Genomic DNA, 21167 nt, shown 5'->3' with positions numbered 1-21167 from the left:
TCATTGAACAATTGAAGTCCTCGCGTTCCATTTCGTCGATCCGGAAAACGGATCAGCCAAGGCTGCGTCCGGCCGGCTGACCGGATATTTCGTCTGGGAGATGGTCGCGGCCATCTTTTCGGGACCGTTCTTCTTCAGGAGCTCGCGGAAGCTTGGATGCATGCCGCCGTCGACATAGGCACTCACCGGAACCGCTTTATCCTCTTTGAGCGCCGCATCGACCTTCTGCCTTTCCGCGTCGAGCTTCGCGACGAACTGCGGCTCGGGCTGCGTCACTACGGCCGGACATGCGGCGAGGGGATCACGCGGCTCGCCACCCTCGAACTCGGCGTTGAAGACATAACGACGTCCGCAGGCCGACACCTTGGGCTGCCGTCTGGTCAACTCGAACCAATCGTATCCCTCCTTCAGGGTCCGCCAGAACGGCATGTTCTCATCACCCTTGTGCAGCGCCATGTTTTCCGCCGTCATCCGGAACGGATAGGCCTGGACCTGGAAACGCTCCTGCCCGCCCGCAAGCGCCTTCTGAACGATGGCGTAGATCTCGCCCACACCCTGGTCGGTCATGGCATAGCAGCCGGCGGACGAACAGGCCCCGTGCACCATCAGTGCCTCCCCCGAGTACCCCAAGGCGGATTCCAGCCGGTTCGGATAGCCGAGGTTGAAGGAGACGTAGTATTGCGAGTTCGGATTAAGCATGCGGGCGGAGACGTGGTAGAAGCCCTCAGGTGCCTGACGGTCGCCGTCCTTCCTCTTCGGCCCGAGCTTGCCCGACCATCGGCACATCGGATAGGTCTTGAACAGCGCATAGGTGCCGGTCCTGTCGACCTTCCAGACTTCGAGCTCGCTTTCCTGTTTGAAGATGCGGACGAGCACCGGACTTTCCGGCTTCATCCCCTTTTTCGACATCTCTGCCACGACCTTCCGCGAGAGCTGCGGCGGTGCCTTGGATAGATCCTCCAGGCCCATGCCGATGCATCCGGACAACGCGGCACCGATCGCCGCGATCGCGAGGGCGCGACACAGAATACGGCGGGACGCGGCTAGGGCTGGATGGCCGAGTTTGAAAAGCAAACGCATGCTGGAGGCTCTGTCGGTTGGAATCGAGTTAGAAAGCTGCAAGCAAAAACTACTACGCACGTTTCCCGAGAAGGCGTTAAACGTCCGTTAATCATACGTACACGATCGTTTGAAGACCTGCTGAGGTCACGATTAGTTTATGAGTCGTATCGATGCCATCGCCCGCGAGTCCTGCTTGTGCCCAGACGCATCCGCGTCGCCTGCGGTTTACATTTGTGTCCGGTGCTCTAGGTTTTTGCTGACATTGCTGCCGGCATGGCGGCAGATCGCCCGGTGCAAAGGGTCTCTCAGGCCTGCGACCGCAATTTTCCTCAAGCACAAATCGAGAGCAAGACATGACCGAAGTAAAGAACGGCGACGTCGTTCGCATTCACTACACCGCCAAGCTGGCGGACGGCTCCGCGGTCGATTCTTCTCAAGGCGGCGAGCCGCTGGAATTCCAGGTCGGCGCGGGCGAGATCATTCCCGGGCTTGATCGCCAAATCAGCGGCATGGCCGTCGGAGAATTGAACACGGTCACCATCCCCGCCGAGGACGCCTATGGCCCTCACGACGACTCCAAGGTACAGACAGTGCCGCGCTCGGTGGTCCCCGAAGGGGTCGCGGTCGGGGCCAGACTCCAGGGAAAGGCGGGTGACGGCCGGCAGATGGCCGTTACCGTTACGGAGGTCGACGACGAGCAGGTGACAGTGGACGCCAATCACCCGCTTGCTGGCCAGGACTTGGTCTTCGACGTCATGGTCGTCGAAGTCCTCGGCAAATCGGCGGATGGCCAACAGCGCTGAACCATGCAATTTTCAGAGCTCAGACGCTACGCATGCCGCTGAAATACCAAGCGCGTGTCGCTGATCAGAATGCCTCATAGGCCGCGATTATTGCCGCGATTTGCCTGGAATCCATCGCCTCGACCTGCGGTGTGGTGATGGCCTGCAACTGATCGCGCCTGAGGCTTAGAATATCTGTCCTGGACAGGCCGGAGATTGCGGCCGGCCTGATTGCCGCAATATCGCCCGTCGAGAAGGTCGCGAGATCCTCTGTGCCCAGCGCCTCGACTTGCGCTGCGCTGAGGCTTGCAACCTGTGAAGGGGTCAGGGCCTCGGCTTGAGCAGTGGTCAAGGCCCCGATCTGTGCAGCGGTGAGGCCCGCAACCGCCTTCGGATCGAGGGCGGCAATCTGATCGGCGGAGAGTGCGGTGATCTTGTCGGTACCCAAAGCTGCGACCTGCAGTGCGTTGAGGGCGCCGATCTGTGCCGGGCTGAAGACACCAAGCTGGTCGGAACTCAAAGCACGCAGCTGATAATAGCCGAAGCTTGCGACCTGCGCCGGCTTCAAGGCCGCCGTCTGTTCAAGGTCGAGCGCGGCGATATTTTCGGGAGACAATCCCGTTATGGCTGTCGCGCTGATCGCGCCGATATCCGCGGTCGAGAAGGTTGCGACGTCTTCCGCGCCGAGCGCCGCGACCTGTGTGGAGGTAAGCGCTCCGATCTGCGCCGTGGAGAAAGCATCGATCTGGCTGGGCGTGAGGGCGGCGATCTGTCCGGGAGTAAGTCCTGTGATCGCCTTCGTGTCGATGGCGGCAACCTGGTCGGTCGAGAGCGCAGCGATGCTGCCGATCGTCAGCGCGGCTACCTGGGTAGCGCTCAAGGAGCGGATCTGTGCTGCCGTGAAGGTGCCCACCTGCGATGGACTAAGCGCCTCGATCTGGCTTGCCTTCAATGCGGCGATCTGGCCGGACGTCATGGCGGACACCTGCTCCAAGGTGAGCGCCGCCACGCCTTCGGCGGAGAGTCCCGAAATCGCGGCCGTGCTGATTGCCGCGATATCGGCCGGCGAGAGAGTTGCCAGGTGTTGGTTGGTAAGCGCCGCGATCTGCCCCGAGGTGAGTGCTCCGATCTGAGCGGTGGAGAAGGCGTCGATCTGAACGGTGGTGAGCGCTGCAATCTGGGCAACGGTCAGACCCGCGACCGCCTTCGCATCGAGAGCGGCAATCTGGTCGGTGGAGAGTGCAGCAATTTCTTCATTGCTGAGGCTCGCAACCTGCGTCGCGGTCAGGGCCCCGATCTGCGTTGCCGTCAAGCTATTCATCTGTGAAGGGGTGAGGGCAGCGATTTGAGCGGGCTTCAGGCCCGTGATCTGAGCCGGCGTCAGGGCGGAAACCTGCTCGATCGTGAGTGCGGCAACATTTTCGTTGGAGAGCCCCGAAATTGCGGCCGCGCTGATCGCGGCGACGTCAGCCGTCGAGAACGTCGCCAGATGTGCGGTGGTAAGCGCCGCGATCTGGGTCGAGGTGAGCGCACCGATTTGCGCGCTGGAGAGGGTGTCAACCTGACTGGGGTTCAAGGCTGCGATCTGGCCGGCGGTCAAGCCCGGGACCGTCTTCGTGTTGAGGGCGGCGATCTGGGCGGTAGAGAGTGCCGCAACACTGTCAGGCGTCAGAGCGGCAACTTGGAGAGCAGTCAAGGCGCCGATCTGCGCAGTCGTCAGCGCCGCGACCTGAGCGGGCGTCAAGGCCGCGATCTGGCTGGCCTTCAGTCCGGCGATTTGGACCGGCTTCAGGGCAGAGACCTGCTCCAAGCTAAGTGCAGCAATAATTTCGGCGGAGAGTCCGGAAATTGCTGTTGCGGTGAGCGCCGCGATCTCATCGATCGAGAAGCTAGCCAAGTCTTCGGCGCTAAGCGCCGCGACTTGTCCCGAACCGAGCCCTGCCACCTGAGAGGCGGTCAAGGCCTCCAACTGGACAGCCGTCAGGGCCGCGATCTGAGCGGCAGTAAGACCCCCGACCGCCTTCGTGTTCAAGGCGGCGATCTGTTCGCTGGAGAGTGCCGCAACGCTGTCGGTCGTCAGAGCGGCTACCTGTACAGCGCTCAAGGCGCGGATCTGCGTCGCCGTCCAGGCGTCGACCTGCGCGGGCGTGAGCGCCCCGACCTGACTGGCTTTCAATGCCGCGATCTGCCCCGACGTAAGAGCGGAGACCTGGTCTGGTGTGAGTGCGGCAATATTTTCGTTCGACAGTCCCGGTATCGCCTTCACCCCCATCGCCGCGATCTCGTTTGCCGAAAAAGCCGCGAGCTGCTCCGAGGTGAGCGCTGCCACCTGCGCCAGGCCCAGAGCCCCGATTTGCGCGACCGAGAAGGCGTCTACTTGGCCGGGGGTCAAAGCTGCGACCTGGGTTGGAGTCAGGCCGGCGACGGCCTTCGCGCTCAGGGCGGCGATCTGGTCGGTCGAAAATGCCGCAATCTGGTCGGCCGTCAGAGCGGCAACCTGAGCCGCGCTCAAGACACCGACCTGCGCCGTCGTCAAGGCCCCGATCTGAAACGGGGCAAGAGCACCGATCTGGTTCGGCTTCAGGCCCGCGATTTGAGCCGGCGTCAGGGCCGCGATCTGCTCCGGGGCGAGGGTGGCAAGCGTCTCCGGGCCCAGCCCCGAGATTGCCGTCGCGCCGATCGCCGCGATCTCGGCCGCTGAAAAGGTCTCTAAGGCTGCGGCGCTTAGCGCCGCGACCTGCTTCGAGCCGAGATTCGCAATCTGACCGGCGGTCAAAGCCTCGGTCTGAGTGGTGGTCAAGGCCGCAATCTGCGCTGGCGTTAGACCGGCGACCGCCCTGGTGTTGAGGGCAGCAATCTGGTCGCTCGAGAGTGTGGCAATCCTGTCGATCGGCAGAGCAGCAAGCTGCGTCGCGCTCAGGGCGCGGATCTGCGCCGCCGACAAGACGTCGATCTGTGTCGGGGTCAAAGCTGCGATCTGGTTGCTCTTCAGCGCTGCAATCTGACCCGGAGTCAAGGCGGAAACCTGCTCCAAGGTGAGCGCGGCAACATCCTCACCGGACAGTCCGGAAATTGCGGTCGGGCTGATCGCCGCAATATCATCGGACGAGAAGGCTGCCAGATTGTCGGAACTGAGCGCCGCGACCTGCGCCGCGCTCAGGCGTGCGACCTGAGAGGTGGTCAAGGCCTCCGCCTGGGCCGTGCTGAAGCCTGCGATCTGTGTTGGTGTCAGACCCACGATCGCCTTCGTGTTCAAGGCGGCAATCTGCTCTGCCGAGAGAGCCGCAATACTGCCGGTCGTCAGGGCACCGATCTGGATCGAACTCAGGGTGCGGATCTGCGCCGTCGTCAACGCACCTGCTTGCGTCGGAGTCAGAGCCCCGATCTGGTTAGCCTTGAGTGCGGCGATCTGGACGGGCGTCAAGGCGGAAATCTGCTCCGGCGTGAGAGCAGCAGTGCTGGCGGCGGACAATCCTGGCATCGCTTTCGTGTTGATCGCCGCGATATCCGCAGTCGAGAAGGTCGCGAGATCTTCGCTGCTGAGCGCCGCGACCTGCGTCGCGGTCAGGGCTCCAATTTGTGCGGGGGAGAAGGCGTCTATTTGGCTAGGCGTCAGGGCAGCGATCTGGGTGGCGGTCAGGCCCGGAACCGCTTTCGTGTTCAGGGCGGCAACTTGTTCGGTGGAGAGTGCGGTGATACTGGTGGTCGTCAGAGCAGCAACCTGGATCGCGCTCAAGGCGCGGATCTGCGCTGCATTTAAGGCGCCGACCTGCGAAGGGTTCAAAGCGGCGATCTGGTCGGGCTTCAACGCCGCAATCTGGGCCGGCGTCAGAGCGCCGATCTGCTCCAGTGTGAGTCCGGCCATTTTTTCCAGGGACAGCCCGCGTGTAGCCGCCGGGCTGATCGCTGCGATATCGGCCGTCGAAAAGGTCGCAAGGTCTTCGGTGCTAAGCGCCGCAATTTGCGCGGCGCTTAGGCTTCCAACCTGAGAGGACGTCAGAGCCTCCGCCTGGGCCGTCGTCAGGGCCGTGATCTGTGTGGTGCTGAGCGCGGCAACCTGAGGCGTGGCGAGGCTTGCGATTCTGTCTGTCGTCAGGGCCGCCAGTTGGTCCAGAGTCAGGCCGATAATGGCCTTCGGCAGTATCGCGTTTACCTGCGCGCCCGACAGTCTGGCGACGCCGTCGGTTTTCAGGGCGGCAATCTGAGAAGAGGAGAGCGCACTGACCTGTGCCGGGGTCAACCCCGCGACGTCGTCCGCGCTCCAGGCAGCGATCGCTGTGCTCGGAAGAGACCTGATCTGATTGGGGCTCAGGGAAGAAACGGTCATAACTGCAAGCCTTTCGCAGCACGCTTGTTGAGCCACCAGTGCACGAAAGGGCGATGCAACTGTGCTTATGACAGCTCCAACGCCATTGAGCATGCTGCTGGCATCATTGCTCCGGCCGGAAGCTGGAACCAGCATCGACCATTGGAGCTCCATCGGACGGAATTGGAGCTTTAAAGGTCATGGCTTGCCCGAGCCTGAGTTTCACGACGCTGCAGCTACTACCGGAGGCTGCGCCCGCACGGCCCTAGTTTCTTGGCGCCTACTGCATGTTTCCTTAAATCGTACCCGATTTAAGGACAAAAACATGCAGCAATTCAAAGTGCTACAGCGTCCTTTGTGCGTCTGAAAAGACGCACGGCGCTGTAGGCCGACAGAGACGAGTTCGCTGGAGCCGGTGCAAGCGCCGCGTGCGAAGACCGCAGAAGCGATCGAGGCGTGGGGCTTGCACATCCCGCTCTCGTGGACGCGCCTATCGCGCGCCCATTCGCAGGGCACCGTCGAGGCGAATGATCTCGCCGTTCAGCATGTCGTTCTCGCAGATGTGCTTGACGAGCGCGGCATATTCCGCCGGACGGCCGAGGCGCGGCGGGAAGGGCACGCTCTTGCCGAGCGAATCCTGCACCTCCTGCGGCATGCCGGCCATCATCGGCGTTTCGAAGATGCCGGGCGCGATCGACACGACGCGAATGCCGTGGCGGGCGAGCTCGCGCGCGATCGGCAGCGTCATTGCGACGACGCCGCCTTTCGATGCCGCATAGGCCGCTTGGCCGATCTGTCCGTCGAAGGCGGCGATCGAGGCGGTGTTGACGATCACGCCGCGGCTGCCCTCGGCATCCGCCTCTTGCCTCGCGATCGCCGCGGCGGAGAGCCGGATCATGTTGAAGGTGCCGATCAGGTTGATGGCGATCGCCTTCGAGAAGCTTTCGAGACGATGCGGCCCGTCGCGGCCGAGTACCTTCTCGCCGGGCGCGATGCCGGCGCAGTTCATGAGCCCGTCGAGCCGGCCGAAACTCTCGACCGCCGCGTCGACGGCAGCGGCACCGTCCGCTTCGCTCGTGACATCCGTCCTGACGAAGCGGACGCACGTTCCAAGCTCTGCCGCAATCGCCGAGCCCGCCTCCGCATTGATGTCGGCGATGACGACATTGGCCTCTTGGGCGACGAACATCCGGGCGACGGCCGCCCCCAGCCCGGAGCCGCCGCCGGTCACCAGAAACACCTTGTCGCGGATCAGCATGGCCGCGCTCCACTCTCTCCACTCATCTCATCCTCCCGCCGTTGAATTTTCACTTCGTCCCCGTGAGCGCCAGTTCCCAAGTCTGGCCGACCAGATGCTTGCCGAAGCTCAGGTGCCTCTCCTCGCCGACGAGCCGGAATCCGGCGCGCTCATAGATGGCCCGCGCCGAAGCGAGGACATCGTTCGTCCAAAGCACCACGCACCGATATCCTGAGGCGCGCGCCTGTTCGATGCAGGCGTCGACAAGCCGCTTGCCGATGCCAAGGCCGCGCGCGGCACGCTCGACATGAAGCAGACGCAACCTTGCGGTCTCGTCGTTCTCATGAACGAGGAAGACTGCGCCGACCGGCGCTCCGTCAAGCTCGGCAATCCAGCAGAAGTCGCGGCCCTCACGAAAATTGCGAATGAAGGCAGCGCCGATCTCCGCCGCCAGGGCCTCATAAGTGTTGTCCCAGCCATATTCCTCGGCATAGAGCACAGCCTGGCGCTGAACGACCCAGCCGATATCGCCGATACGGTGGGAACGCAGCGATATCGTCCGTCCCTCTGCGGGAGATCCACGCAGCAATTCCATCGTCTTGCCGAGCGCACCTTCGAGTTCGCGGAGCTTCTCGTCGGAAAGATTGCGGACAAGCCGCGCTATATCCCTTTCGGCTGCCGCCTGGAGTTCTGCAAGCGCCGCCCTGCCCTTGTTCGTCAGCGACAGTATCCGGCGCCTACGATCGGCACCGTCGGCATGCGCCTCGGTCAGCCCGTCGGCGGCAAACTTGCGCAGGATGCGCGCGAGATAGGCCGGGTCGAGACGCAGTTCCGCGGCGATTTCCGCTGCTGCCGGGCCGTCTCGATGGCCAAGTTCGAAGAGAACGCGCGCCTCGGTCAGCGTAAAGGCGCTCTCGGTCAGCGTCTCGTCGAGAAGGCCGATCGTACGCGTATAGAAGCGGTTGAAACGCCTGATTTCGCCGATAAGCGCGCTCCGATCGACCTGCATTTCCGACGTCCTCCCAGTCGGATGATCTTCGCTCTATTAGTGGACTGAGTCAACTAATTATGGCCTCACGCCCCCACGCGCGCCACGACCGGAACGTAGTTCTCCAGCTCCGGCGCCGGGAAATGGAGCGTCGCGCCGATCTCGGACGAACGGTAAAGTCCCATCAGGATCTCGACCACGGCAAGACCGTCCTCGAAGGTCTCGAGCGGCTTTATTCCCTTGCGGAAGCATTCGACCATGTGGCGGTTTTCGTCCGTATAGCCATAAACGCCGGCCTCGTCCTCGAGCACCGGCATCAGCCCCTGCTCGGCATTCTGCTTTTCGACGAGATCCTCGCCCTCGGACCCTTCCACCGCGCGCGACAGGAAGATCTTCAGGCCAGTGCCGAGCGAATTGTATTCGAGCGCATATTCCGGCCCGAGGAGCTCGAGCTGGATGCGTAAGCCGGCACCGACATAGGCCCAGGAGGTCGTCGCCTCGATTATCAGTTCCTGGCCGTCCTCATCCTCGAGCGTCACCGTCGCCCGGGCGAAATCCTCCGCCGGGCGCTTGCGATAGTCCACCTCGCTTCCGAAACGTTTGTGCAATTGATCGGCATAGCCGGGCCGAGTCCATTTCAGGTTGGCGACGGTGCCGTTCACCGACTTGACCTTAAGAGAATTGCGCGGCGCGCCGGGGGCGGTCAGGAGGTGGCGCGCCACCTCGACGCTGTGGCACATCATGTCGGAAAGTACCCCGCCGCCCTGCTTGTCGCCCTGCCAGAACCAGGGCTCGTGCGGGCCCGAATGTTCCTCAGCCGCACGCGCGAGATAGGGCCTGCCGGTCGCAGCAGCGGCCCGGCGCCAGATGATTTCCTTGCCGCGCGAGACCGGCGTCGAGAAGACCTGGTTTTCCAAATAGCCGTGGTTGAGACCGGCGTCCTCAGCGAGATGCAGCATTTCTCGCGCTTCCGCGACGGTGCGAGCGAGCGGCTTTTCGCAGGCAACGGCGAAGACCTTGCTCCGCCCCGCCTTGATCTCCTTGTGCAGGGCGCGCATCACCTCGAGCCGCGTATAATTCGGCGAGAGAATCCAGACGGCATCGACATCGCCTGCGGAAACGAGCGATTCGAGGCTCTCATGCGCGCGGCAATTGCCGAGATCGAGCGCCTGGACTTCACCGACGAAGCGCGCACGGTTTTCTGCCTTGCGGCTGTAGACGCCGGTCACCTCGACGTTGCGCACGCCGACCAGCGATTTCAGATGAAAATGCGCGATGAAGCCGGTTCCGACGAAGCCGACGCGCAAGGTCCGTTTCGGTAGCATAGGCATTTGCTCTCCTCCTAGCGCGGGATGAGGAAAAGTGTGCGCGGTTTTCCGCCCGCATCCCGCGCTACACTTATTGGGATCACGTTCATGATTTTAGGTCGATCCGACCTAAAATCATCGTGATCGATGGGCACCGGCCTCCCCTGCCGGAATCCCTTCACAGTTTCAGGATCGAGGCGGCGCCGTGCTGCCCCGGATATTCAGAACGGTCGGCAGCACGAGCGGCTCCGTCACATGAGTACTGCCGCCCGACAGAATGCCGAGAAGCAGCGCCATGGCCTTGCGGCCAATCTCGGCCCGCGGCTGGCTGACGGTCGTCAGCGCCGGATAGAAGGCCTTGCTCAGATAGAGATCGTCGAAGCCGACGATCGACACGTCGCCCGGCACATCGCGCCCCATCCGTCTCAACTCATGGACAGCGCCGAAGGCCATTTCGTCATTGGCGACGAAAAGCGCCGTCGGCGGTTCGGCGAGCACGAAGAGCGAGCGGCAGCATTGCTCACCGCTTTCGAGCAGGAAGTCGCCGCGGACCTCGTATCCGTCAGGGATCGCGAGACCCGCCTCGCGCATCGCCAGGCGGTAGCCTTCCCGGCGGCAGAGGCTCATCGGCTCGGGAACCGGGCCCGAGATATGGGCGATCCGCCGATGCCCGAGCGCGATCAGATGCTCGACTGCCCCGCGGGCGGCGGCGACATTGTCCACCTGCACATGCGGCAGGCCGGAGCCCTCGATCATTTCCAGAGCCACCACCACCGGCAAATGGCTCCAGCCGCTGAGGCGGCCGCCCGCAGGCGGCAGCTTGCCGGTCATCAGGATCATGCCGTCGGCATGGCCGTCGCGCAGCATGTTGAAATACTCGGTCTCCCGGGCCGGGTCGTTTTCGGTATTGCCCATCAGCACCGAATAGCCGGCTTCCCGCGCCGTCGCCTCGACGCCTTTCAGGATGTCGAGATAGAAAGGGTTGCCAACGTCGCGCACTACGAGCAGCACCGACATGGATTTACGGGTGCGCAGGTTCCGGGCGCTGACATTCGGCCGGTAGTTGAGCTCGCGCGCCAGATCGAGGACGCGCTGGCGCGTTTCCGCCGTCACCAGCGCCGAATCGGCAAGCGCACGCGAGACGGTCGCGGCCGAAACCCCCGCTTTCTCGGCGATATCCTTGATCTTCGGCCGGTCCCTCATGCGCGCATCGCCCGGCCGCGCCCGTAGAACATCATGAGGAGGAGGAGTGTCGCCCCGAAAACCATCTGGCGTCCGGACTCGTCGATGTTGATCGTCGTCAGGATGCTTTGCAGGATGACGAGCAGCACGGCGCCGGCCATGGTCCCGGTATAGCCGCCCTTGCCGCCGGCAAGCGACGTGCCGCCGAAGACGACCGCGATGATCGAGGGCAGCATGTATTGTTCGCCGACATTGGCGAAGGACGTCCCGGAATAGCCGAGCAAACAGAGCCCGGCGATCGCGGCGAACATGCCGGAGAGCACGAAGAGCGCGATGCGGACGAGCCGGACCGGGACACCCGCCATGTAGGCAGCATGCTCGTTCGAGCCGATCGCATAGATGCGGTGGCCGAAGACGGTTCGGTTGAGCATCAGCGCCATAAGGACGCCGATCGCGATCCAGAGCCAGATGATGCCGGGAATGCCGAAGGCGAGCGGCTGCGTCACGAAGCGTGACAAGGCCGGCGCGGCCTGACCCGAAGGAACCCCCATGCGGATGACGACGAGGAGGCCCTGCAATACGCCGAGCATGCCGAGCGTCATGACGAGTGGCGGGATGCGCAAGAGCGTGACGCCGAGGCCGTTCAGCAGGCCGAAGAAGGCGCCGGCCACAAGGCAGGCAGCGATAGCCGGCAAAATACCGCTGTCGGCGCCGTTCATGACGTTGCCGGCGATGATCGCCGAGAGCGAGACGACGCCGCCGACCGAAAGATCGATGCCCTCGCGCCCGCCGAGGATGACGACGTTCTGGCCGGCCGCGACGATGCCGAGCAGCGAGGCGACGATCAGGAGGCGCAGGATCTGTCCGCCGCTCGCGAAGCCGGGCGACAGCATCTGGCCGAGATAGAGGAGGAGCACGATCAGAACGAGCGCGACGACGATCGGCTGGCGAATAAAGGAAAGAACTTGGCTCACCACTTGGCTCATGGACGAGCCCTCCTGCCGGCGAGCACGCCGGCCATCAAGACGACGAGGATGGCGAGGCCCTGCACGAGGTTCTGCCACTCGGACGGCGTGCCCATGAAGAACACGACGGAGTTGATCAGTCCGATCGTCAATGCGCCGAGGAGCGAGCCGACGACGGTTCCCCAGCCGCCGGAAAGCGCACTGCCCCCGAGCACGACGGCGGCGACGCTGTAGAGCGTCATCTTGCCGCCGACCAGCGGGTCGCCGCTCGCCGTGTCGCCGGTGATGCAGAAGGCCGCGAGTGCGGAGAAGAGACCGCAGAGCACATAGCCCTTGATCCTGACCGGTATCACCGGCAGCCCACTCTGATAAGCGGCCTGCTGGTCGTCGCCGACCGCGAGCAGTTGAGTGACGAGGCGCGTGCGGCTCATCACCGTTATGAGCACGATCAGGGCGGCCAGGATGTAGAAGACGAAGGGTACGCCGAAGAGCCTGCCGCCGTAGGTGCGCCAGAAAATGGCCGGCGCCGGCGTGCCGGCGACGGGCAGGATGTAGAGCGCGAGGCCGGTGAAGAAAATGCTGGTCGCGAAGGTCGCGACGATCGCCTGCAGCCTGAGCGCCGCGACGACAAGACCGTTGACCAATCCACAGGCAAACCCCAGGAGCAGGCCGATCGCGAGCGCCAGCAGGACCGCGCCGGCACCGCCGCCCCATCGCTCCATCAGGACGATGATCGCGACGTTGACGAGCGAAAGGATGGCGCCGGCCGAAAGGTCGATGTCGCCGGCATAGACCACATAAGTCTGCGCGATCGAAAGCAGGATCAGCGCCATATAGGTGCTCAAGAGCCCCGTCAGCGCGCGGTAGCTGAGGCTCGCGGGCGAGAAGAAGCCGTTGAGCGCCAGCAGCGCGGCGACGATGAGCAGCGCCGGCAGGAAGGGGTAGCGCTCCAGAAGCTTGCGGATGCGCCCCTCGCGGCGGGGCCCCGGGATGGTCGCGGTCTCTGCCATCACGCGGCCTCGTAAGCGGCTTGGTAGAGATTGTAGCGGGTGCGATCCGCGCCCGTGAGTTCGCGCGTGACCGACCCGCCGTTGAAGACGAGGATGCGGTTGGCGTTGCCGAGCAGTTCGGCGTCCTCTGACGAGTAGAGGACGATGCCGAGGCCTTGCGCGGCCAATTCCCGGATGAGCGCGAAGAGGTCGGCCTTCGCCGACAGGTCGATGCCCTTGGTCGGATCGTCGAGAAGCAGCACGTCCGGGCGATCGATCAGCCAGCGGGCAATGATCACCTTCTGCTGGTTGCCGCCGGAAAGCGAACTGATCGGATGGAAGAGGCTCGCGAATTTGGTGTGCATGCTTTCAAGCGCCGGCGTCACCTTGTCGCGCAGCTTGCGCGGCCGGGCGATCATCAGCCGATCGCGCAGATAGTGGATCGGCGTGACGTTTTCGATGATCGGCCGGCCGCTGATCACCCCGTCGCGGCCGCGATCGCCGGAGACATAGGCGCAGCCGCGGCGGATCGCGTCGCGTGGACTCGCGGCATCGAAGCGGCTCTCGCCGATCAGCACCTCGCCCGAGGTGACGGAGCCGGCGCCGAAGATTGCCCGGAGCAGCGCCGATTGGCCCTGCCCGTGTAGCCCGCCGAAACCGAGGATTTCGCCGCGGGCAACCTCAAAGCTCACATTGCCGAAGCCTCGACCTGAAAGACCGCGAACCGTGAGGGCCGCGCCGTCCTTGCCGTCGACGGCCGCAGGCGCTGAGGATTGCGAAGCCGGCATATCGCCCGCTCCGCCGACCATCAGCCGGATGACCGTCGCCGCGTCGGTTTCGGCCAAGTTGAGCGTCGCGATCGTCTCGCCGTCGCGGATGATCGTGACGCGATCGCCGATCGCCTTGATCTCGTCCATGCGGTGCGAAATGAAGATGATGCCGCGACCACGGCTTTTGAGGTCGCGCAGTATCTCGAAAAAGCGGTCCACCTGCGCCCGGTCGAGCGCCGAGGTCGGCTCATCGAAAATGAGGAGCGGTGCTTCGCTCGCAAGCGCCTTCATGATTTCGACGAGCTGCCGCTGGTCGGGCCGCAAATTGCCGACGAGTGCGTCGGCGGAAAACCCTTCGCCGGCTACGTTTTCGAACAGAAGGATGTAGCGCGCCGCGCGTTCTTTGAGCGCCGTCCGGTCGACAAAGATCCCCGATTTGACCGGCAGTGCCGCCAGCGAGATATTCTCCTCGACCGTTCGATGGGCGGCGAGGCTGAGCTCCTGATAGAAGATGCCGATTCCTTGCGCTCGCGCCGAACGCGGCCCGGTGATCGTCACCGGCGTATCGTCGATGAGGATCTTGCCGGCATCCGGCCGCACGGCTCCGGCGATGATCTTGCAGAGCGTGCTCTTGCCCGAGCCGTTCGAGCCCATGAGTACATGGACCTCGCCGGACATGACCTCGAGATCGCCGCGGCGTAACGCCAGAGTCGCGCCGTAAGCCTTGCTTACGCCGTTGAGCTTCAGTTTCGACATGGAACCTCTTCCGTCACATTTCGGCGGGATGCACGGACCGGCCGGGCCCGTGCATCGACTCCGATAGGTTAGAGCGGAATCTGGGCGGAAAGCCGCGCACCGCTCTCACTTGAAGAGGGCTTCCGCCTCTTCGATCGAAAGCGAGCTCGTATAGGAATAATAGCCGGGCTTGCCCTCGAGCTGCTTTGCCGCCTCCTCGACATTCTTGCTGTCGATGAACGGAATCGGCAGATAGAGCGCATTGCCGTACTGTCCGGCCTTGGGCGGCTCCTTCAGCGCCTTGCCCTGCAGCATCAGGACCGCGACGTTGAGCGCGCTCGCCATGACGCCCGGCGGATTGACGGTCGCGCCGGAATTCAGCTTCTCCTGGATCCAGAGGTCGATGAAGTCCTTGCGGATCTCGCCGGTCGCGGCGATCTGGTCCTTCTTGCCGGCGTCCATGATCGATTTCCAGGCACCGGCCGCCATGCCGTCCTGCACGACGACGCCGTTTATATCGGGATACGTGGCGAGGATGTTCTGCATCGCCTGCTGTCCCTGCGCCTGATCCCAATTGGCGTTGACCTCGTTGACGACCTGGATGTCCGGATGTTCCTTGAAGACCCCTCTGTAGCCGGCGACCCGCATCTCGTTTGCCGGGTGGCCCGCGACACCGTTGATCGCGACAACCTTGCCCTTGCCGCCCAGCGTTTCGGCGAGCCATTTCGCGCCCGCCGCGCCCCAGGCGGTCTGGTCGATGCCGACATAGATCGCATCCGGCGAGGAGACCTCCGCATCTGTCGCGATCACCAGAATGCCGGCCTCCTTCGCCTGCGCGAAGATCGGGTCGAAGGCGGTCGGGCTGTTCGGATTGACGATGATGGCGTTGACGCCTTCAGCGATGAAATTGCGGATATGGGCGATCTGCCCGGGCACGTCGACATTGGCGCTCTGGACGGAAACTTCGACGTCGACGCCCTTCTCCTTCCACTTCGCCGCCGCAGCCTTCGCCTCGTCGATCATCTGGGTACGCCACTCGCTGCCGACCCACCCGTTCGAAAGACCGATCTTGAAGGTCTCCGCATAAGCCGATGCCGAGATGACGATGGACGCGACTGTGCCAAGTGCAAAAGCAATGAATTTCTTCATAAGATCCTCCCAAATCTTGTGGGACTCATGAAGCCCGAAAATGTAATCGATTTCAATGGCGGCGTGGCGGGGCCAAGACGCCAAGACCGGGGATTGCCACGAACTCATCGCCGAGTTCGCGCCGAGCGCGGCGGGTCCGCTTCTGTCGCCCTGACGGATTTGACGCGGGAAGCGACATAACACCAGACCGCCGTGGTCCCGATTTTTGCGGCAACCGTTAGTCCTGTGCTGGAACCTGGCGCCTTAAATCGAGCTCGATTTAAGGACAAAGACATGCAGCAATTCAAAGTGCTACAGCGACATTGGCGCGTCCGAGTGGACAAGCGGCGCTGTCGGGCCGCCGCAGTAAGCTGACGGATCGTTTGAACGAGGATCCATGAGCGGCGGAAAGTTAATCAGTGCCAAAATGACGAAACAGGCTGCGAACAGTGGTCGCGAGAACCAGCGCCCAACGTAGCCGGGAGCAGCGGCTGCGAAAAGAAGGAATATCCATTGGCTGCTGTACAGCATTGCCTCGGCGGGATTGAAGTAGAGGTAGAATACGAACAAGCTACCAACTGCGGCCACAGCCGACAGTGTGATCGAACGGAACCGAGGATCGCGCAATGCACTGAGGATGCCGAAACAGAGTGCCAAGGCGATCATGAAATAGCCGGTCAGCCTCAATTCCGAATTGCCAAGCACGATAGCCGCCTGTGACGTATATCGGTATTGCACCATGTCGAGTGGGGATACGAAAGCGAAGACCCAGAAGTTCAGCAAGAAATCGCTGAGTACATCGGGCGATACGAAATTGGCGAAGCTCGCTAACTTATCAAGATAATTTCGTTGCCAAGCGAAGGATTCTGCAGAATCCGTGTAGATCATGGGCAGAAGGGAGAGAGCCGTCGCAATGGCAAGCGGCAACGCGAACACCACGACAAATTTCTGCCATCGCCTGTTGAGCCCCGAGGGCTTGGCCAAACCAGGGTATAGAAGTACGCAGCTTAATGCCGGCAGATTAGCCGTGCCCGGAATTGCCCCGACCATGCCAGCGAATATGGCGCAAAGCACCGGGTGCCTTTTCGAATAAGGCGCAATAACAATGAGCGCCAGCATGGCCGCAGCCATCGCGCTGAATGTGAAGCCGTAGGTTTCAACGACGCTGAAAATCGTCAAGGAACCAAACGTGGAAATTGTCGCAAGCACGATGAAAAACGCAGCGATGCATTCTAACCCAAGCAGGCGCAGGAAGAGAAAAAACGCCGATGCTCCCATCGCGACAAAAGCGGCAAGAACAGTAATGGCCGCAGTCGCAGCTGGAACGCCCATCTGGGTGAGTGGCCACCCAACAGCTGTTATAGACACGACGGCCAGCGCGTGCTTGCGGAAGCGAAATGCACCCCAGTGACCGCTCGACAGTCTCTGGAAGTAGCTGGCCACATCAGCACCAAAGATACAATTGTCTCTCTGGATTGCTTCCGAGGTGACGCCAATTCTAATCAGAAAGAAACCAAAGACGAGAGCGGCCAGCAGGCCGGCGAACACCCAGGTTCGAACCTCAACCTTTCGCAGACCGCCCGACCCGACCAGATCCTCGGCCATTGGTGCGGTCGTCAATGCGCCCATTGAACGATCCCAAAAACGACTGCTCCGCAAATGAGGCTCTTGGCGTCGGTGGCGGCAAACACAATCGGATCCTCAAGCATATTGCCGCGGTGTGCCAGCAAAACCGCGCGGCCAAGCCAGTACACCAGCATAGGAATCGCGAACCAAAGTGCCTCCGGAGTGCTGTAGAGTTCATTTTGCAATTCAAACCAAACGAACACAGCGTAGATCGTGACCGCATTAAACGCGGCCGAAGACGCGAGAGCAGCTATTACAGGGAAATCCTCGGTTCTGTAGGAGCGGTTTGAAGCTCTTTTCCGTTTGAGCTTCAGCATGGTAGCGAGCTCAGCCTGCCGCTTGATAAGGGCTAGGGCAAGGAAGAAGAACACCGAGAATGCGATCAGCCACTCGGACGGCCTGATCCCCGTTGCTTCCCCTCCAGCGCCTACCCGGATTGCGTACAGGCAGCCGAGGACGACGACATCGATCATCAGCATGCGCTTCAGATAAATCGAATAAAGGCAGGTCAACACGAAATAGAATACGAGCGTCATTTGAAAGGTAATGGCGAGCGGGAACGCGGCAACACAAGCGGCGACCAGTAGGATCGGTATCAGGAAAAGCGCGGTTGCGACGGGCAGCGCGCCACTGGCAAATGGGCGTAACCTTTTGGTCGGGTGGGCTCTGTCAGCTTGCAGGTCGAGAAGGTCGTTACAAATATAGCTGATGGAGGCGACGAGCGAAAACGCCAGAAATGCAAGTATCGACTGATACCAGTTCTCGGTAGTTGAGACTGGCGACACCATTACCGGGACAAAAACCAGCACGTTCTTCGACCACTGGCGTACTCGGATCGCGGAAATGATCGCGAGGACGTTCGGCGAGACGAGCGCGGCGCTTCGTCCGGTGTCGTGCCCTGGAGGCATCAAAGCGCCGATGTCCGCTGGCGAAGATATGAGTTCGAAATCGCTGATCGAGGAGCCAAGCTCTTGGGCTATGCTCTTGCGGACGCAATCCTGATCGTTTTGGCTAGCAGCATCCAAGGCAAAACAGCCCAAAAATATTCCGTGATAGTCGCAAACAGCTTTCACCACCGAGTTTGGAAGCGCCGAACACAAAAACAGCTTCCGCCCATTTTGACGCTCTCTTTTCAACGCGTCTAATACGTCCTGATTGTAGGCAAGTACTGACGCATCCATAGTGCTCTTTTCGGCCTTAAACTCGCCGCTTGCAATGATGCTTTTAATACGCCAAGGAAGAGAAAATATCTCTTGTCCGATGACAGCTATTGCGCGCTCATGATCAATATTGCTCTTTAAAAGAGCATGATCAAGATTGACTACCCATGGCCGAGTTAGCGCGCCTGTGTCGGAATTCTGCATGACCGAAACGTACAATCTAAGTAAAGAATAGCTTTAAGATAATCGGGAATTCTCTTGAGTCACCAACCGAGTGAAAGCCCCGTAGCGGAGGCAATTTCTCAGACACTCGCGGCAATTTTCCTTTCGCGGCGCACCTATGGCGCCATCGAAATAATCGCCGGCAATAATCGCACTATCTCGGCTTCTTGGGAATATAGAAGAATATATATAACGAACGATCCTTCTTGACGGTAGATCATCTGCAGGTGGGCGCCCTGGGTCGTCACTGGTAGTGAATGTCAACCGTTGACAACTCGCCTTTCGCCAGAGAGAATTCGCGCGTACTAAAATGACTTTTCAACAGCTCGGGTGCTTCCGAACGGAGTTGCGCATGGCGAGCCTGGATTATGGCCGGGAAGCAGCGATTGCGCGCGCCCAGCCAAACAACATACTTAAGGGATTTGCCCGTTCGGCGGGAGATTGGCTGCTGGACGCGGAACCGGAGCGCCTCGTCAGTATCGGGCGCCTCGTCACGGCTGCCTTTGCGATCCTCGCCGTCTACCTCGACCCTACCCGGCCCGTGTCGCTTCTTTATGAATGCCGCGCCATATTGAGCCTCTATATTCTGTTCTCCGTGCTGCTGGTTATCTTACCGCTGCGCAAGCCGCTGGACAGCTCGATCCACCTCCTCGTTCATGTCATCGATGCCGTGATCCTTGCCTGGCTGGCGCTTCTCACCGATGAACTCACCAGCCCCTTTTTTGCCGTGCTGCCGTTCGTTCTCCTCGCGATGACGATGCGCTGGGGCCTTAAGGGAGCGGCATTCGGTGCGCTCATTCTGCTCCTCGTTCAGTTTATTGTCGCCCTGCCCGACTTAAGTGACGGCGAGTCCGAGCTCAACGTGTTCATCATGCGATCGACCTACATCGTCTTCGCCGCCGTGATCCTTGGCTATTTCGGCGCTTACCGCGAACGTAGCCGCCGGTGCTTGGCCGAACTCGCTGAATGGCCGTTCAACGCGGTTGCCAATGACCGGCGTTCTTGGCTAGGCCTTCTGTTCAGGCACGCATCCCGCGTCCTCGGCGGTTCCCGCTTGTTCGTTCTCTGGCGCGACCAGGAAGATGACGCCGGTTGCGTCGCCTGTTGGGCCGACGGCGGTCTGAAGCTTGTCGAGGTTCAGAACGCGGATTTCTGGCGGCGCCACGATCTTCAGCAGCAACACCGCGAAGGTGACGTGGGAATCTCGTCACGGAAGGAGGCGGATTTCTCCGATCTGATCGCGGACCTGCCCGACTTCGCGGAGGCGGCACCCGAGCGCATTCAGCGCATTTCCGCAGCTTATTTTTCCACCGTTCGCTATCGGGGACGGGTTTTCGTCATCAATTCTTCCTGCCGCCCGGATGAAGGCAGTGCCTTGACGGAGATCATTGCGACGCACCTGGGCTCGGAATTGGAGCGCCTCGCGCTGATACAACAAACAACCGAAGCTGCGCGCTCGGAGGAGCGCATGCGGCTGGCTTGTGACCTGCACGACAGCGTCCTCCAAAACCTCACCGCCGCCCGGCTGAAGCTCAAGTTCGTCGGCGAGGCTGCAGATAGCGACTCGAAGCTCCAGCTTGCCGAAGTTGGAAAGCTGATCTTGGAACAGCAGCAACGTATTCGCCAATTCGTCGAGGAAAATCGGGCCGCCGATATCCCGGTGATCAATTCGCTTGAGCAGACGCTATCCGATTTCGCCGGACCGCTCGCAGACCAGTGGAACTGTCAGATCGAAATTTCGATCAGCCCACCCGAACTGGCTGCACCCAAATGGATGGTACACGAAATCAAACAGCTTATCTCGGAAGCGGCGGCAAACGCCGTGCGTCACGGGCACGCGACGCGGCTTCGCATCTCGATCAGCCAGGCCGACTGCGGCCTGCAGTTCAAACTTATTGACAACGGAACGGGAGTGCCAAGCCAAGCGAAATCGCTGCGCCCTTCATCGCTTTCAACGCGCGTCGACAGGCTGGGGGGGAACCTTACCGTTTTCCAGGCAACGCCGGGCTTCGGGATTCACATCATTATACCGAGGATGCTGGGAGCGTATTAATGTATTCCGTGGTCCTTGCCGACGACCATCCCTTGCTCCTTCGCGGGCTCCAGCAAAGCCTGCTGGCGGTATCGGATTTCAATGTGGTGGGCGCGGCCGCCAACGGACGGGACGCGCTCTCACTTATTCGCGACCTAACGCCCGATCTCGCAGTGCTCGACGTGGCGATGCCGCAGATGAGCGGCCTAGACATCCTGCGCGCGTTGAACGGCGAACGCCTTTGTCCAAAGGTTATCTTCCTGACGGCGACGATAAACGGGGTGCAGATTGCCGATGCGATAACGAGGGGGGCCTGGGGGATTTTGTTGAAGGAGTATGCGCCGGAGGCGCTGCTCGATTGCCTCCGCCAAGTTGCGAGCGGCGAGAAATGGCTGCCTGCCGAGCTCGTAGCCAAAGCGGCCGAGGCACCGCATGCCCTCGCGCGGAACAAAATCGAGCTTCTGACCGCCCGTGAGCGGGAGATAACCGCTCTCATATGCGGCGGATTGTCGAACCGAACGATCGCTCAAAAGCTGGGTGCATCCGAGGGAACCGTCGGAATTCATCTCCATAACATCTACCGCAAACTGGAGATCACCAACAGGACAACGCTCGCGGCGCTCCATATACAATATATGGCCGCGCGCGATGGGTGAAAGCCGCCGGCATTCGCGTT

At 61.6% G+C, this 21167-nt stretch carries 15 protein-coding genes; 3 read left to right on the top strand and 12 right to left on the bottom strand.

All coding sequences use genetic code 11. The annotated features are described in order from the left end of the window. Entirely contained in the window at nucleotides 1-1080 is a 1080-nt protein-coding gene (locus M728_RS24525; RefSeq protein WP_051440917.1) for a murein L,D-transpeptidase family protein, read from the bottom strand. Nucleotides 1081-1415: 335 nt separating this feature from the next. On the opposite strand from M728_RS24525, the gene M728_RS24520 reads away from it, so the two are divergent. Beyond that, nucleotides 1416-1865: a peptidylprolyl isomerase gene (locus M728_RS24520; protein WP_026621219.1), complete on the top strand. Its 450-nt coding sequence runs from the start codon at nucleotides 1416-1418 to the stop codon at nucleotides 1863-1865. Nucleotides 1866-1929: 64 nt separating this feature from the next. On the opposite strand, the gene M728_RS24515 is transcribed toward M728_RS24520, so the two are convergent. The 11 genes from M728_RS24515 to M728_RS24465 form a co-directional block, all read right to left on the bottom strand. Next, a complete protein-coding gene (locus M728_RS24515) occupies nucleotides 1930-6171 on the bottom strand; it encodes a hypothetical protein (RefSeq protein ID WP_034883789.1) in 4242 nt (1413 codons plus the stop codon). A 469-nt stretch (nucleotides 6172-6640) separates the two neighbouring features. After that, nucleotides 6641-7408: a 3-hydroxyacyl-CoA dehydrogenase gene (locus M728_RS24510; RefSeq protein WP_026621218.1), complete on the bottom strand. Its 768-nt coding sequence runs from the start codon at nucleotides 7406-7408 to the stop codon at nucleotides 6641-6643. A gap of 49 nt (nucleotides 7409-7457) precedes the next feature. Further along, nucleotides 7458-8396, bottom strand: coding sequence for a helix-turn-helix domain-containing GNAT family N-acetyltransferase (locus tag M728_RS24505; protein WP_026621217.1), 939 nt, complete (start codon nucleotides 8394-8396; stop codon nucleotides 7458-7460). 65 nt (nucleotides 8397-8461) lie between these two features. Next, on the bottom strand, nucleotides 8462-9706 hold the full coding sequence (locus M728_RS24500; RefSeq protein ID WP_026621216.1) for a Gfo/Idh/MocA family protein: 1245 nt from the start codon (nucleotides 9704-9706) through the stop codon (nucleotides 8462-8464). A 162-nt stretch (nucleotides 9707-9868) separates the two neighbouring features. Continuing rightward, entirely contained in the window at nucleotides 9869-10885 is a 1017-nt protein-coding gene (locus M728_RS24495; RefSeq protein WP_026621215.1) for a LacI family DNA-binding transcriptional regulator, read from the bottom strand. After that, nucleotides 10882-11838 carry an ABC transporter permease gene (locus M728_RS24490; protein ID WP_026621214.1) on the bottom strand — a complete coding sequence of 319 codons (957 nt, stop codon included), beginning with the start codon at nucleotides 11836-11838 and terminating at the stop codon, nucleotides 10882-10884. Before M728_RS24490 ends, M728_RS24495 begins: the two co-directional genes overlap by 4 nt. Before the next feature lie 8 nt (nucleotides 11839-11846). Further along, nucleotides 11847-12839, bottom strand: coding sequence for an ABC transporter permease (locus M728_RS24485; RefSeq protein WP_026621213.1), 993 nt, complete (start codon nucleotides 12837-12839; stop codon nucleotides 11847-11849). Continuing rightward, nucleotides 12839-14344: a sugar ABC transporter ATP-binding protein gene (locus tag M728_RS24480; protein WP_026621212.1), complete on the bottom strand. Its 1506-nt coding sequence runs from the start codon at nucleotides 14342-14344 to the stop codon at nucleotides 12839-12841. Before M728_RS24480 ends, M728_RS24485 begins: the two co-directional genes overlap by 1 nt. A 105-nt stretch (nucleotides 14345-14449) precedes the next feature. Then, complete coding sequence (locus M728_RS24475) at nucleotides 14450-15472, bottom strand: ABC transporter substrate-binding protein (RefSeq protein ID WP_026621211.1); 1023 nt, start codon at nucleotides 15470-15472, stop codon at nucleotides 14450-14452. A gap of 291 nt (nucleotides 15473-15763) precedes the next feature. Then, nucleotides 15764-17080, bottom strand: coding sequence for a hypothetical protein (locus M728_RS24470; protein ID WP_026621210.1), 1317 nt, complete (start codon nucleotides 17078-17080; stop codon nucleotides 15764-15766). Continuing rightward, a complete protein-coding gene (locus M728_RS24465) occupies nucleotides 17068-18441 on the bottom strand; it encodes a UbiA family prenyltransferase (RefSeq protein ID WP_084044551.1) in 1374 nt (457 codons plus the stop codon). The genes M728_RS24470 and M728_RS24465 overlap by 13 nt, the downstream gene beginning before the upstream one ends. 370 nt (nucleotides 18442-18811) lie before the next feature. Here M728_RS24465 and M728_RS24460 point away from each other — a divergent pair, with 370 nt between their 5' ends. Then, entirely contained in the window at nucleotides 18812-20512 is a 1701-nt protein-coding gene (locus M728_RS24460) for a sensor histidine kinase (RefSeq protein ID WP_026621208.1), read from the top strand. Continuing rightward, nucleotides 20512-21147, top strand: coding sequence for a response regulator transcription factor (locus tag M728_RS24455; protein ID WP_026621207.1), 636 nt, complete (start codon nucleotides 20512-20514; stop codon nucleotides 21145-21147). Before M728_RS24460 ends, M728_RS24455 begins: the two co-directional genes overlap by 1 nt. The last annotated feature ends 20 nt before the right edge of the window (nucleotides 21148-21167 follow it).

Source organism: Ensifer sp. WSM1721, from assembly GCF_000513895.2.
Lineage (GTDB): Bacteria > Pseudomonadota > Alphaproteobacteria > Rhizobiales > Rhizobiaceae > Sinorhizobium.
Note: the sequence above shows the minus strand (reverse complement) of the source record. Positions and strands in the feature narration are given on the sequence as shown.